This is a genomic window from Citrobacter sp. EC_71 (assembly GCF_019584005.1).
Classification (GTDB): domain Bacteria; phylum Pseudomonadota; class Gammaproteobacteria; order Enterobacterales; family Enterobacteriaceae; genus Citrobacter; species Citrobacter werkmanii.
In genome coordinates, this window is sequence record NZ_VDAY01000044.1 from 1 (window position 1) to 13,438 (window position 13,438).

Sequence of the window (13,438 nt, forward strand, 5' to 3'; positions counted from 1 at the left end):
TTGCAATCTTTTTGATTAGCAATCATTATCATTTAAAAATAAATTTAGATATATCGTATTATCTTCACGAAGGCGAAAAAATGACAAAAAACACCTCACGCTACCCACAGCGCGTGCGTAACGAACTACGTTTTCGCGAATTAACCGTGCTGCGCGTTGAGCGTATCGGCCAGGCGTTCCAGCGGATCGTGCTGGGGGGCGAGGCGCTGGATGGCTTTGTTTCACAAGGTTTTGACGACCACACCAAACTGTTTTTCCCGCAGGCGGGCAGCGTATTTACGCCGCCGGAAGTGACCGACGAAGGCATTAACTGGGGCGAGGGCGTGCGCCCGGCGACCCGCGACTACACGCCGCTGTACGATGCCGAACGCCACGAGCTGGCTTACGATTTTTATATCCACGATGGCGGTATTGCCAGCCGCTGGGCGCTGGAAGCCAACATCGGCGATAAGCTGGTGATCGGCGGGCCGCGCGGCTCGCTGGTGGTGCCGGAAGATTACGCCTGGCAGCTTTATGTCTGTGACGAGTCGGGCATGCCGGCGCTGCGCCGTCGCCTGCTGGGATTACGTCAGCTGCCGGTGACGCCGCAGGTGACGGCCATCGTCACCGTCGCGGATGCTTCGTATAAAGATTATCTGGCGGATCTCGACGGCTTTAATATCGAATGGGTGGTAGGCCACAACCCGGCGTTCGTCGCCGAGCGGCTGGCTCAGGTCAAGGTGCCGTCAGAAGATTATTTTATCTGGCTGACCGGAGAAGGCGGCGTGGTGAAATCGCTGCTGGCGCGCTTTGAGGAGCCGAGTATCGATCAGCAACTGGTGCGTTCGCAGGCGTACTGGCATAGCAAATAATCGGCAGTGTGGTAAACCCGGATGGCGGCGCGTTGCGCCTTCTCCGGGCTACCTTTCAATGGTGTTATGTCGCCCCGGTAAGCGCAGCGCCACCGGGTGAGGCTTAGCGTTCCGCCAGCGCCTTAAACACCATCGCCACCGCGTGGGCGCCGGGGTCCATATTGCCGAGCAGGCTCTCGCTATTGAGATAGGAGGCGCGTCCGGCGCCGGCTTTGCTCGACTGGCAGGTGCGATCCGCGCCGGCCTGCGCCGCGGCGAAAGCGGCCTGCAGATTATCCGGTTCGGCCAGCAGCGCCGCCAGCGCCGGCTGTAGAGCGTCAATCATCGTCCGGTCGCCCTCATCGGCGCCGCCGTAAAATTTCATCTGCCCCAGACCGGCGTTCAGCGCTTCCGCCATGCTGGCGCCTTGCTCCAGCTTCTGCCCGGCGGCGGTGAAGAAAATCGACATCAATACGCCGCTGGAGCCGCCCATCACCACCGTCAGGCGTTCGCCAATTAGCGCGAACAGCGTGGGTAAATCATTGAGCGGCAGTTGCTGGCGTTGCAATAGAGCGGCAATCTCACGCGCGCCAGCGGCGAAAGTGGAGCCGGTATCGCCGTCGCCCACTTTGGCGTCAAGCGCGTTGAGATGGGTTTCGAGGCCGGAGAGGGTGCTGGTCACCTGCGCCACGTAATCGCCCACCTGCGGGTTGGCCGATGGCGTAAAGGCGACGCGTGCGCTGGCGAGCGCGGACGGCATGATATTAACAGCCCGCGGCTGCACCGGCTTCTGCCAACTGGCGGTTTCGACATCCGACAGCAGCGCCTTTTCAATGCTCTCTTCCAGCACGATAGTGGTCAGCGAGAAGCCTTTCATATCCAGCGCCGTTACCAGCGAAGCCGGGCCAATCAACCAGTCAACGCGCGCATGGAGTGGGGTGTTGGCCAGCTCGCGGGTCAGAATCGCCATCTCGGCCACCGACACGCCGCCGAGATTATTGAGCATCACCGCCAGGCGGCCGGTTTCAGGTAGGGCGGCGGTCAGCTTCTCTACCATAATCTGCATGATTTCCGCGCTGTTATGGGTCGCGATCGTCGAGGCTCCCGGTTCGCCGTGGATGCCCATCCCCAGCTCGGCGTGGCCGGGCTGATGGCGCGGCGCGCTTTCCGCTTCCTGCGGCAGGTGACAGCTGGCCAGCGCCACCCCGATGCTGGCGGTATGGTTGGCGGCGTATTGCGCTTCACGCAGGACGGTGGCGAGGTTGAAGCCGCGCTCGGCGAAATAACCCGCCACCTTATGCACAAGAATAGTCCCGGCGATACCGCGCGGCTGTTTGTTATCCGGCAGCGAAATATCGTCGCCGACGATCAGCATCTCTACGTTATAGCCAAGACGGCGCGCTTTCTCCGCCGCGAGGCCGAAGTTAAGCCGATCGCCGGTGTAGTTTTTAACGATCAGCAGACAGCCCGCCTCGCCGGTCACCGCCTGAATCGCGGTGAGTACCGCATCGACGCTCGGCGAGGCGAACAGATCGCCGCAGACCGCGGCGGTCAGCATGCCTTTACCAATAAAGCCGACGTGCGCCGGTTCATGGCCGGAGCCGCCGCCGGAAATCACCGCCACGTTGTTTTTATTCAGATCGCGGCGTACCACTACACGGATCGCCGGGTCGCTCTCCAGGCGGGCGAGGTTGTTCCACGGGCTGGCAATAATGGTTCCCTCGATCACGTCGTTAACGAGGCTGGCGCGCTGGTTAAAAAAGAATTGAGACATAGTGGTTCCTGATCAGTAAGCGAAAACTCACCCTCCGGAGGCGGGCCCCCGGAGTGGTAACGGTCAAAGTGGATTTAGCGACGAATAAGACGTTGCAGACGCATATCGAGCGTGATGGCTTCGCCAGGCTGAATATCATTCAGCGCTTCGCCCTGCTGGCATAGCCAGGCGATCCCCGCCGCGCGGGCGATAATCGCGCCGTGGGCCTGTTCGCTGCCGTCGCGCAGGCACAGGCCGGTGACCTTGCTGGCATCCAGTTGGAGTACAGTCGAGGGATAAATATTGTCGGCGATAATAATCGTCGGCTCACTGGCGAATGGCAGCGTCTCCTTAATACCCTGCAGATGGCGCAGCGTGCGCTGCAGAATATCGTCGACATCGATATAACGGGCCTGCAGATAGGCGTCATCCAGCTGACGATACTGCTGGCTGAGCTCCATCAGCACTTGATGCCACGCCCATTCCGCCGAGCACTGTTCGGTGAGCAGGCGATCGTTGGCGGCATCAAACAGATCTTCATCGTCGAGCAAGGTGTGATGACCGGCGAAGATCGCCGCGATATCGGCGTTAAATTTGTGTTCCGCCAGCTCGGTGAGCGCATTGAGATCGGCCAGCGTCTGGTCGATCGCCTGGCGCAGGCGCTGCTGCTCGCGGGCGATGTCGGCGGCGGCGGGGAGCGCCGGTTGGATCGGCGCCTGCGGATAAATCATCGCGGCGCCTTCAACACGCGCAGGTATGGCGGGTTCCGCTGTCGGCTGCGCCTCCGGCGACTCGCCGAAGTTATCGGCGGCCAGCGCCTGAAACGCCGCCAGCGCCGCATCGGCGTCCGGACCGCGGGCCAGCAGGCGCAGCTTATCGTGGCGGCGCACCTGTAGCAGAGCGATTTGATTCAGACTGTCCGGGGTGACGCATTTGCCGTTTTTCTCCAGCACCAGGTCGGCGTTAAAACCCGCCAGCGCGGCGACCAGCTTTGATGCCGGACGCACGTGCAGGCCGTTGTGATTGTTAATAATGACTGAAACCGATTTAGCATCGCCGTCGTCAGCAAGCGTTGGGGCGGCGGCGTCAGGCGTGTGCGAAGGTAAACCCAGCTGAACCCGCTTGGCTTCCAGGGCGTTCATGGCATCGGCGATAACTTTGTCGATCCCGGCGCCGGAGGCGGCGCTGACGGTGGCCGCCAGCGTCCCTTCGACCAGCGGCGCGGCGCACAGCCGCACCTTTGCCGCCATCGCCGGATCGAGCAGATCGAGGGCGGTTTCGGCGCTGAGCAGGGCGCTGCCGATATCCATCATCACCAGAACATGGTCGGTATCGGCGACGGATTCGATCGCCTCCATGACTTTAATCGGATCGGTGCCGATCGGGCTGTCGGGATCGTCGATCCCGGCGGCGATCGCCAGCTTACAGCCATCGTTCATTAACATCTGCCGGGCCAGTTCTCCGACACCTTCGCCCAGCCGGGCGCTATGAGAAACAATAACCAGGTTTACCATCGCGATTTCCTTACTCTTTGGCGGCGGCAGCCAGCATCTGAACCATAAACAGCACCGAGGTCGCGCCGGGATCCTGATGCCCGATGCTGCGCTCGCCGAGATAGCTGGCGCGGCCTTTACGCGCCTGCATGGTGATGGTGGCGTGGGCGGCGCGCTCGGCCACTTCGCAGGCGGCATCCAGCGCGGCAGGGATAGACAGATGTTGCTCGCTGGAATGACGCAGGGATTCCACCACCGGCAGCCAGACGTCGCACATCGTCTTATCGCCCGGCTCCGCTTTACCACGGTTGACGACGCCGTCCGCGCCTTCGCGGATCATCTGATAAAGCTCGTCGAGGGTCAGGCTCTGATGCGCCTGGGTGACCTGGGCGGCGCGGATAAAGAAGGTGCCGAACAGCGGGCCGCTGGCGCCGCCGACGTTGGAAAGCAGCGTCATCCCGGTATTCTTGAGAATAAAACCGATGTCTTTATCGGCGATCGACGGCAGCTTTTCGACCACTTTGCTGAAGCCGCGATGCATATTGAGGCCGTGGTCGGCGTCGCCGATCTCTTTATCAAGGCCGGTGAGAAAATCGCTCTGTTTGGTGAAAATGTCGCCACAGCGGTACAGCCAGTCGACGATTTGCGTTCTGTTCAGTGACATGTCGTGCTCCTTATTTTCCCCAGTTCAGCGCTGGGGTATGGACCGGGGCGTCCCATAACGCCAGTGTGTCATCATCCGCTTTCAGCAGGGTGATGGAGAAACCCGCCATATCCAGCGAGGTGCAGTAGCTGCCGATGAGGTTGCGTTCAATCACAATGCCGGACGCTTCGCAGCGCTGGGCAAGGCGGTTGTAAACGCCGTACAGTTCGGAAAGCGGGGTGGCGCCGAGGTTATTGACCAGCGCGATAACCCGATCGCCGTTTTGCAGCGCGGTTTTGCTCTGTTTCACTTCCTGCCACGCTCCCTTGACGTTATCCCACTGGCGCAGCGTGCGGCTGTATGCGCCGTTTTCCAGCAGGGTATCGACCATCTCATCGACGGTTTGGTCGAGCGAGCTGAAGCGGCGGCGGTCGATACCCGGCTCGCCATGGATGCCGACGCCGAACTCCATCTCATCATCTTTCAGGGTAAAGGAGGGCTGTCCGGCGGCCGGTACGGTGCAGGCGCCCAGCGCGATGCCAATCGAGTGACCAAGGTTATTTAAACGGCGGCCCAGTTCAGCGCAGGCTTCCAGCGAGTCGCCGCGTTCGGCGGCGGCGCCGACCAGTTTTTCAATCAGCACGGTATTGGCGACGCCGCGGCGTCCGGCGGTATAGAGGCTGTCTTTTACCGCCACGTCGTCATCCACCACGACGGTGGTAACCTTAACGCCACTTTCGTGCAGCAGCTCGGTGGCGGTCTCAAAATTCAGGATGTCGCCGGTATAGTTTTTGATAATCAGCAGGACGCCTTCGCCGCCGTCAATCTGCATCGCGCATTCGAACATTTTGTCCGGCGTCGGCGAGGTGAAAATTTCCCCCGGACAGGCGCCGGAGAGCATGCCCTGGCCGATGTAGCCGCAGTGCATCGGTTCGTGTCCGCTGCCGCCGCCGGAGAGCAGCGCCACTTTGCCGGCGACCGGTGCATCAGCGCGGGTGACATAGACCGGGTCCTGGTGCAGCGTCAGTTCAGGATGCGCCTTCGCCAGGCCGATAAGCTGTTCACTCAGTACATCTTCCACACGGTTAATCAGTTTTTTCATTGTTTATGCTCCGTAGGGTAGGGGGAGGTCGCCTGTCTATAAGGGTAGCCCGGCGATGTAGTGATTCTGGCTGAGCGGGCGCAAAATAAAATGCCGTCAAAATTGGTTCCATAACGGAACGTAGAAAAGAATTTTTGTTCCTTTATGGAACATTAATTGCCGATAAACAGGAGAAATGCGAGCCAGCGCTAATAATTTGTCCGTTTTTTTCTGCTATCAGAAATGGGGCAAGGATGATTTTTTTCGCCATTGTGCCGCATTGAGGCGATTTTCTGCGTTAAAGAGGGGAGACGATAGCGGCTTTTTTGCCAAAATGATCCGATCGCGATCTCAATCCCATCGCTTTCTCAGTCACATTGTTTCAATGTGAAACGCATTATTTTTTTATCTGTTTCAGAACAGAACAAAAAAGGGAAAAATTTTTTTCGCCGCGGCTCGCCCTACAGTGGATGCATCGCTCCGGCAGCGTGGCTGTAAGCGCCATTGATATCAGGCGCCGCGGCATGACGGCCTGGGCTCACGTGTCAACATACGCACTTATTTGAGGGTGAAAGGAATGCTAAAAGTTATTCAATCTCCAGCCAAATATCTCCAGGGACCTGATGCCGCCATGCTGTTTGGCGAATACGCTAAAAACCTGGCCGACAGCTTTTTTGTTATCGCCGATGACTTCGTGATGAAGTTGGCGGGCGACAAAGTATTGAACGGCCTGCATAGCCACAATATTAGCTGCCATGCGGAACGGTTTAACGGCGAGTGCAGCCATGCGGAAATCAACCGCCTGATCGCCATTCTTAAGCAGCACGGCTGCCGCGGCGTGGTGGGTATCGGCGGCGGGAAAACCCTCGATACAGCGAAGGCGATCGGCTATTACCAGAAGCTGCCGGTGGTGGTGATCCCGACAATTGCCTCAACCGATGCGCCGACCAGCGCGCTGTCGGTTATCTACACCGAGGCGGGCGAGTTTGAAGAGTATCTGATCTACCCGAAAAACCCGGATATGGTGGTGATGGACACGGCGATTATCGCCAAAGCGCCGGTACGCTTGCTGGTGGCCGGGATGGGCGATGCGCTCTCCACCTGGTTTGAAGCCAAGGCCTGCTTCGATGCGCGAGCCACCAGCATGGCGGGCGGGCAGTCCACGGCGGCGGCCTTGAGCCTGGCGCGCCTGTGCTATGATACGCTGCTGGCGGAAGGCGAAAAAGCACGCCTGGCGGCTCAGGCTGGAGTGGTGACCGATGCGCTGGAGCGTATTGTCGAAGCCAACACCTATCTGAGCGGTATCGGTTTTGAGAGCAGCGGCCTGGCCGGCGCGCACGCGATTCACAACGGTTTCACCATCCTTGAAGAGTGCCACCATCTGTATCACGGCGAAAAAGTCGCTTTCGGCACCCTGGCGCAGCTGGTACTGCAAAATAGCCCGCTGGAAGAGATCGAAACCGTGATGGGCTTCTGTGAAAAAGTCGGCCTGCCGATCACCCTTGCCCAGATGGGCGTGAAAGAGGGTATCGAAAGCAAAATCCACGCGGTGGCGAAAGCCACCTGCGCGGAAGGCGAAACCATCCACAATATGCCGTTCCCGGTCACCGCGGATAGCGTCTACGCCGCCATCCTTACCGCGGACCTGCTTGGGCAGCAGTGGCTGGCGCGTTAAGTCTTTCACAAGGTTCTATGCCGCGGCGCATTGCGGCATCAACTCCTCCCTCCGGCAGCCGCTGCCGGAGGGTTTTGTCGTTTTAACTGTGTTAACTCCAGCGGAAAAGGGATATGACAGCTCAGACTCAGGGTGCGGAAAATGAAGTTTCAGCCGTTATCAGCCAGTCGTGGCATCGCTGCAGCAAATTTATGCAGCGTGAAACCTGGCAGGCGCCGCATCAGGCGCAGGGGCTGACCTTTGAATCGATCTGCCGTCGCAAATAAACCCAACGTGCGCGGGTTCGTGTCCTGAACCGCCGCCGGAGATCACCGCCACGTTATTTTTGTTAAGGTCGCGGCGAACCACGATGCGAATGGCCGGATCGCTCTCCAGACGCGCCAGGTTATTCCACGGGCTGGTGATAATTGTACCGTCGATCACGTCGCTAACGAGATGGGGGCGTTGATTAAAAAAGAATTGAGACATAACGGCTCCTCGAGGTTGAGTGTAAGACAAACCCCCGAATGCATGTTCATGGTGCGGAGGCGATAGAGAGATTCTGGCGAAGTCAGCATGGAAAAAAACAACACGAAAATGAGTTTCATTACGAAACGTGATTGCTGTTTTTTGTTCCGAAATGAAACTTAATTAGGCGAGAAATCATCACAATGCGAACTCGCTCGACTTTTTCCTCCTGCGATCAGAGCAGGCCACACGGCGCAGTCAGTCTTTTTTGCGGGGCTTTACCCAGGATGGCGCGTAATTGGGGAAATTTATCATCGTGTTTGTCGGTAATTTCGCGGTAACGGAACGGATCGAGATCGCAAATCTCATTATTTTTGTGGTTAAGCGTTCCAATATGAAACGCATGTCATTTTTATCTGTTCCATATCAGAACAAAATGACGAAAGATTTTTTTGTACACGCCTCGCCATACAGTTATTACATCGCTCCGGTACGTCCGCTTTCGCCGTCAACATCAGGCTAAACGGGTTAACGCCAGGGCTCACCATGTAAAAACATGTACTTATTTGAGGATGAAAGGAATGCTAAAAGTTATTCAATCTCCAGCCAAATATCTCCAGGGTCCTGACGCTTCTACCTTATTTGGTCAATACGCTAAAAATCTGGCGGACAGCTTTTTCGTGATTGCGGACGACTTCGTCATGAAGCTGGCGGGAGAAAAGGTACTCAATGGCCTGCACAGCCATGACATTAGCTGCCACGCGGAACGCTTCAACGGTGAATGCAGCCATGTTGAAATTAATCGCCTGATTGCCATTCTGAAAAAACACGGTTGCCGCGGCGTGGTTGGGATTGGCGGTGGGAAAACGTTAGATACCGCCAAAGCAATTGGTTATTACCAGAAGCTGCCGGTAGTGGTGATCCCGACCATCGCCTCAACCGATGCGCCAACCAGCGCGCTGTCCGTTATCTATACCGAAGCGGGTGAGTTTGAAGAGTATCTGATCTACCCGAAAAACCCGGATATGGTGGTGATGGATACCGCAATTATTGCCAAAGCGCCGGTACGTCTGCTGGTGGCCGGGATGGGCGATGCGCTCTCGACCTGGTTTGAAGCGAAAGCCTGTTATGACGCTCGGGCGACCAGCATGGCGGGCGGGCAGTCCACCGTGGCGGCGCTGAGCCTGGCGCGCCTGTGCTATGATACCCTGCTGGCGGAAGGCGAAAAGGCACGCTTAGCCGCCCAGGCTGGCGTGGTGACCGATGCGCTGGAACGTATTGTCGAAGCCAACACCTACCTCAGCGGTATCGGCTTTGAAAGCAGCGGCCTTGCGGGGGCACATGCCATCCATAACGGCTTTACGATTCTGGAAGAGTGCCACCATCTGTACCACGGTGAAAAAGTCGCCTTTGGTACGCTGGCGCAGCTGGTGCTGCAGAACAGCCCGATGGAAGAGATCGAAACCGTGCTGAATTTCTGTCAGAAAGTGGGCCTGCCGGTAACGTTAGCGGAAATGGGTGTGAAAGACGACATTGACGGCAAGATTATGGCCGTGGCTAAAGCCACCTGCGCAGAAGGTGAAACTATTCACAATATGCCGTTCCCGGTGACGCCTGAAAGCGTACATGCCGCTATTTTGACGGCAGACCTGCTGGGACAGCAGTGGCTGGCGCGTTAATCGGGCACAGGTAAATTTACCCAGCATCTTCTCCCCCTCTGACAGTCTCTGCCGGAGGGGTTGTCTATGGCAAAACAGCGGAAAGGGATATGACGGCGCACACGCATAGCATCGGGCAGGAAGTCTCTTCGGTTCTCGCCCAGTCCTGGCATCGTTGCAGCAAGTTTATGCAGCGGGAAACCTGGCAGGCGCCGCATCAGGCGCAAGGGCTGACCTTTGAGTCGATTTGTCGTCGCAAGACGGCGCTGCTGACGATTGCGCAGGCCGCGCTGGAAGATGCCTGGGAGTTTATGGACGGTCGTCCGTGCGCACTGCTGATTCTGGATGAATCAGCCTGTATTCTCAGCCGTTGCGGCGATCCGCAGACGATAGAACAGCTGGCGGAGCTTGGATTTCGCGACGGCAGCTATTGCGCGGAAAGCATTATCGGCAGTTGTGCGCTGTCGCTGGCGACGATGCCGGGGCAGCCGACAAAAACCTCTGGCGCTCAGCACTTTAAACAGGCGTTGCATCCGTGGTCGTTCTGCTCGACGCCGGTGTTCGATAACCATGGGCATCTGTTTGGCTCCATCTCATTGTGCTGTCTGGTAGAACATGAGTCCGTTTCTGATTTATCCCTGACGCTGGCGATTGCCAGAGAAGTCGGCAATTCATTGCTGACCGACAGCCTGCTGGCAGAATCCAACCGCCATCTGAACCAGATGTACGGGCTGCTGGAGAGCATGGATGATGGCGTGATGGCCTGGAATGAGCAGGGGGTGTTGCAGTTCCTCAATGCGCGCGCGGCGCTGCTTTTGCATCTCGACGCGCAGGCCAGCCAGGGCAAAAACATTCACGACCTGCTCAATATGCCCATGCTGCTGCGTCGGGCAATTAAACATGCCCGCGGTCTGAATCACGTCGAAGTCACTTTTGAAAGCCAGCACCAGTTTGTTGATGCTGTTATCACCCTGAAGCCGATTGTTGAGGAGCAGGGCAACAGCTTTATCCTGCTGCTGCACCCGGTGGAGCAAATGCGTCAGCTGATGACCAGCCAGCTTGGTAAGGTGAGCCACACCTTTGAGCAGATGTCGACGGACGATCCGGAAACCCGACGCTTGATCCATTTTGGTCGCCAGGCGGCAAGGGGGAGTTTCCCGATCCTGCTGTGTGGGGAAGAGGGCGTAGGGAAAGAGCTGCTGAGCCAGGCCATTCACAATGAAAGCGAACGCGCCAGCGGACCGTATATTGCCGTGAACTGTCAGCTGTATGCCAACAGCGTGCTGGGGCAGGATTTTATGGGCAGTGCGCCTACCGATGATGAAAATGGTCGGTTGAGCCGCCTTGAGCTGGCGAACGGCGGCACGCTGTTTCTGGAGAAAATTGAATATCTGGCACCGGAGCTGCAATCCGCGCTGTTACAGGTGATTAAGCAGGGAGTATTAACCCGTCTTGATGCCCGTCGGCTGATTCCGGTGGATGTGAAAGTGATCGCCACCACTACGGTTGATCTCGCTAATCTGGTGGAGCAAAACCGCTTTAGCCGCCAACTGTATTACGCGCTGCACTCTTTTGAGATTGTTATCCCGCCGCTACGGGCGCGGCGTAACAGTATTCCCTCGCTGATTTATACGCGACTGAATAGCCTGAAAAAACGCTTCTCATCCAGCCTGAAGATCGACGACGACGCGCTGGCACAACTGGTGGCTTATTCGTGGCCGGGCAATGATTTCGAGCTGAACAGCATTATCGAAAACATCGCTATCAGTAGCGATAACGGGCATATCCGGCTGAGTAATTTACCTGATTATCTGTTTGCCGAGCGTCCCGGTCTGGAGACCGCGTCTTCCCTGCTGCCAGCCAGCCTGACGTTTACCGCTATCGAAAAAGAGGCGATTATCCATGCCGCCCGTGTCACCAGTGGGCGAGTACAGGAGATGTCGCAACTGCTGAATATTGGTCGCACCACCTTGTGGCGTAAGATGAAGCAGTACGACATCGACGCCAGCCAGTTTAAGCGCAAACATCTGGAGTAGTTTCTTCGATTCTGGCCATGGAGAACAGCGCATCCGACAGCCGGTTGATATAACGCCTGGGTTCATCGCGTAACGTCAGCTTTTTGTCCATCGCGATGAGGATCCGCTCCAGCCGCCGTGCCAGGGTGCGCGCCACGTGTAGTTGTGCCGATGCCAGATTTTTCCCCGGAATGACAAATTCTTTCAGGGGGCCGCTCTGCGCCATATTGCGATCAATAAGTTGCTCCAGCGCCTGAATATCCTCGGCGTTAATCGTCTGCGTTAAGCGGGCGAGACCTTTCTCATCGCTGGCGAGTTCCGCCCCCAGCACAAACAGCATCTTCTGGATGGCATGCAGATCCTGGCGTAATTCTGCCTGGCGCGAGCTGGCATAGCAGACGCCAAGCTGGGAAATCAGTTCATCCACCGTACCATAGGCGTTAACGCGGATGTCGTCTTTGTCGATACGGCTGCCGCCAAATAGCGCGGTCGTGCCTTTATCACCGGTTCGGGTATAGATGCGATACATTTATTTTATCTCGCTGAAGGGAAGCACTTTGACCAGTTGGCCCGCATTGGCGCCGAGCGTGCGGATGCTGGCTATCCCAGCGGCGATATGCCCGCAGACCAGCGCCCGATCCTCGGGTAGCTGGGCGTGGGTTAGGGCAATATCACCACTGGCGCTGAGGCCGAGACCCACGCGTAGCGTTGAGCTTTTAGCCGCCAGCTTGCTGAGGGCCAGCGCGCAGTCATGCTCGTCGCAACAGATTGTCCGGCAAGGGACGCCTTGCTCTTCCAGCCCCCAGCATAGTTCATCAAGCACGCGCGTATCCTGCCAGCGTGAGTGATAAAACAGATGTACGCCCGGTGATGAAAGTGACATTGCGCCCCCTTATTGATCAGAATGCCTGACGGAAGATCCCGGCAATTTCTTTCTCGTTACCTTTACGCGGGTTGGAGAAGGCATTGCCGTCTTTCAGCGCCATTTCCGCCATATACGGGAAATCGGCTTCTTTGACGCCCAGCTCGCGCAGATGCTGCGGAATACCGATATCGGCTGACAGGCGAGCGATGGCGCGAATCGCCAGCTCGGCAGCATCCATGGTGGACAGACCGTCAGTGTTCTCACCCATAAACTCCGCGATGTCGGCAAATTTCTCCGGATTAGCGATCAGGTTATAGCGCGCCACGTGCGGCAGCAGGACGGCATTTGCTACGCCGTGCGGCATGTCGTACAGACCGCCAAGCTGATGCGCCATCGCGTGAACGTAGCCAAGGTTGGCGTTGTTGAAGGCCATACCCGCCAGCAAAGAGGCATAGGCCATATTCTCGCGAGCTTTCAGGTTGCTGCCCAGTGCTACGGCCTGGCGTAAGTTGCGGGCGATCAGACGAATTGCCTGGATAGCGGCGGCGTCGGTAACCGGGTTGGCATCTTTTGAAATATAGGCCTCAACGGCGTGGGTCAGGGCGTCCATTCCTGTTGCCGCAGTCAGTGGCGCAGGTTTGCCGAGCATCAGCAGTGGGTCATTAATGGAAACCGACGGCAGGTTGCGCCAGCTGACAATCACAAACTTCACTTTGGTTTTGGTATTGGTCAGCACGCAGTGACGGGTGACTTCGCTGGCGGTACCGGCGGTGGTATTCACCGCGACGATCGGCGGCAGCGGATTGGTCAGGGTTTCAATCCCGGCATAGCTATAGAGATCGCCTTCGTGCGTCGCCGCGATACCGATGCCTTTACCGCAGTCATGCGGGCTACCACCGCCGACGGTAACGATGATATCGCATTGCTCTTTACGAAAAACGTCCAGGCCGTCGCGCACGTTGGTGTCTTTAGGGTTTG

At 57.6% G+C, this 13,438-nt stretch carries 11 protein-coding genes and 2 pseudogenes; 5 read left to right on the plus strand and 8 right to left on the minus strand.

The window, feature by feature from the left end:
• Window positions 1-80: 80 nt before the first annotated feature.
• Entirely contained in the window at window positions 81-851 is a 771-nt protein-coding gene (locus FHD02_RS23715; RefSeq protein ID WP_007372176.1) for a siderophore-interacting protein, read from the plus strand.
• A gap of 103 nt (window positions 852-954) precedes the next feature.
• Here FHD02_RS23715 and FHD02_RS23720 read toward each other — a convergent pair whose 3' ends face one another.
• The 4 genes from FHD02_RS23720 to dhaK all read right to left on the minus strand — a co-directional run bounded on the left by FHD02_RS23720 (window position 955) and on the right by dhaK (window position 5,821).
• Window positions 955-2,604 carry a glycerone kinase gene (locus tag FHD02_RS23720; protein ID WP_007372177.1) on the minus strand — a complete coding sequence of 550 codons (1,650 nt, stop codon included), beginning with the start codon at window positions 2,602-2,604 and terminating at the stop codon, window positions 955-957.
• A 74-nt stretch (window positions 2,605-2,678) separates the two neighbouring features.
• The gene (gene dhaM, locus FHD02_RS23725; RefSeq protein ID WP_007372178.1) at window positions 2,679-4,097 is read right to left on the minus strand and encodes a dihydroxyacetone kinase phosphoryl donor subunit DhaM; all 1,419 of its coding nucleotides are present in this window, start codon (window positions 4,095-4,097) and stop codon (window positions 2,679-2,681) included.
• Between the two features lie 10 nt (window positions 4,098-4,107).
• Complete coding sequence (dhaL, locus tag FHD02_RS23730) at window positions 4,108-4,740, minus strand: dihydroxyacetone kinase subunit DhaL (RefSeq protein ID WP_007372179.1); 633 nt, start codon at window positions 4,738-4,740, stop codon at window positions 4,108-4,110.
• 10 nt (window positions 4,741-4,750) lie between these two features.
• Window positions 4,751-5,821 (minus strand): dihydroxyacetone kinase subunit DhaK, encoded by a 1,071-nt coding sequence (gene dhaK / locus FHD02_RS23735; protein WP_007372180.1) that lies wholly within the window; start codon window positions 5,819-5,821, stop codon window positions 4,751-4,753.
• Window positions 5,822-6,377: 556 nt separating this feature from the next.
• Between dhaK and FHD02_RS23740 the strand changes: the two genes are divergently transcribed.
• Together FHD02_RS23740 and FHD02_RS24925 are read left to right on the plus strand one after the other, a co-directional pair.
• Entirely contained in the window at window positions 6,378-7,475 is a 1,098-nt protein-coding gene (locus FHD02_RS23740; RefSeq protein ID WP_007372182.1) for a glycerol dehydrogenase, read from the plus strand.
• A gap of 113 nt (window positions 7,476-7,588) precedes the next feature.
• A pseudogene (locus FHD02_RS24925) lies at window positions 7,589-7,738 on the plus strand (hypothetical protein); the annotation flags it as partial.
• Here FHD02_RS24925 and FHD02_RS23745 read toward each other — a convergent pair.
• Window positions 7,728-7,943: pseudogene (locus FHD02_RS23745) on the minus strand (dihydroxyacetone kinase subunit DhaK); the annotation flags it as partial. The pseudogenes FHD02_RS24925 and FHD02_RS23745 overlap by 11 nt on opposite strands.
• Before the next feature lie 560 nt (window positions 7,944-8,503).
• Here FHD02_RS23745 and FHD02_RS23750 point away from each other — a divergent pair.
• Window positions 8,504-9,601, plus strand: coding sequence for a glycerol dehydrogenase (locus FHD02_RS23750; RefSeq protein ID WP_007372185.1), 1,098 nt, complete (start codon window positions 8,504-8,506; stop codon window positions 9,599-9,601).
• Window positions 9,602-9,690: 89 nt separating this feature from the next.
• Entirely contained in the window at window positions 9,691-11,616 is a 1,926-nt protein-coding gene (dhaR, locus tag FHD02_RS23755; protein WP_009653098.1) for a dihydroxyacetone kinase operon transcriptional regulator DhaR, read from the plus strand.
• Here the strand turns inward: dhaR and FHD02_RS23760 are convergent.
• The 3 genes from FHD02_RS23760 to dhaT all read right to left on the minus strand — a co-directional run.
• A complete protein-coding gene (locus FHD02_RS23760; protein ID WP_007372187.1) occupies window positions 11,594-12,124 on the minus strand; it encodes a cob(I)yrinic acid a,c-diamide adenosyltransferase in 531 nt (176 codons plus the stop codon). The two genes, dhaR and FHD02_RS23760, sit on opposite strands and share 23 nt — an antisense overlap.
• Entirely contained in the window at window positions 12,125-12,478 is a 354-nt protein-coding gene (locus FHD02_RS23765; RefSeq protein ID WP_007372188.1) for a glycerol dehydratase reactivase beta/small subunit family protein, read from the minus strand.
• 16 nt (window positions 12,479-12,494) lie between these two features.
• Window positions 12,495-13,438 (minus strand): 1,3-propanediol dehydrogenase (dhaT, locus tag FHD02_RS23770; RefSeq protein WP_220394376.1); only part of this gene is annotated, 944 nt, incomplete at its 5' end.

Excerpts from the sequence above, each read along its gene's own strand:
- FHD02_RS23715 (WP_007372176.1), top strand. The coding sequence starts at position 81 with ATGACAAAAAACACCTCACGCTACCCACAGCGCGTGCGTAACGAACTA.
- FHD02_RS23720 (WP_007372177.1), bottom strand. The coding sequence starts at position 2,604 with ATGTCTCAATTCTTTTTTAACCAGCGCGCCAGCCTCGTTAACGACGTG.
- dhaM (WP_007372178.1), bottom strand. The coding sequence starts at position 4,097 with ATGGTAAACCTGGTTATTGTTTCTCATAGCGCCCGGCTGGGCGAAGGT.
- dhaL (WP_007372179.1), bottom strand. The coding sequence starts at position 4,740 with ATGTCACTGAACAGAACGCAAATCGTCGACTGGCTGTACCGCTGTGGC.
- dhaK (WP_007372180.1), bottom strand. The coding sequence starts at position 5,821 with ATGAAAAAACTGATTAACCGTGTGGAAGATGTACTGAGTGAACAGCTT.
- FHD02_RS23740 (WP_007372182.1), top strand. The coding sequence starts at position 6,378 with ATGCTAAAAGTTATTCAATCTCCAGCCAAATATCTCCAGGGACCTGAT.
- FHD02_RS23750 (WP_007372185.1), top strand. The coding sequence starts at position 8,504 with ATGCTAAAAGTTATTCAATCTCCAGCCAAATATCTCCAGGGTCCTGAC.
- dhaR (WP_009653098.1), top strand. The coding sequence starts at position 9,691 with ATGACGGCGCACACGCATAGCATCGGGCAGGAAGTCTCTTCGGTTCTC.
- FHD02_RS23760 (WP_007372187.1), bottom strand. The coding sequence starts at position 12,124 with ATGTATCGCATCTATACCCGAACCGGTGATAAAGGCACGACCGCGCTA.
- FHD02_RS23765 (WP_007372188.1), bottom strand. The coding sequence starts at position 12,478 with ATGTCACTTTCATCACCGGGCGTACATCTGTTTTATCACTCACGCTGG.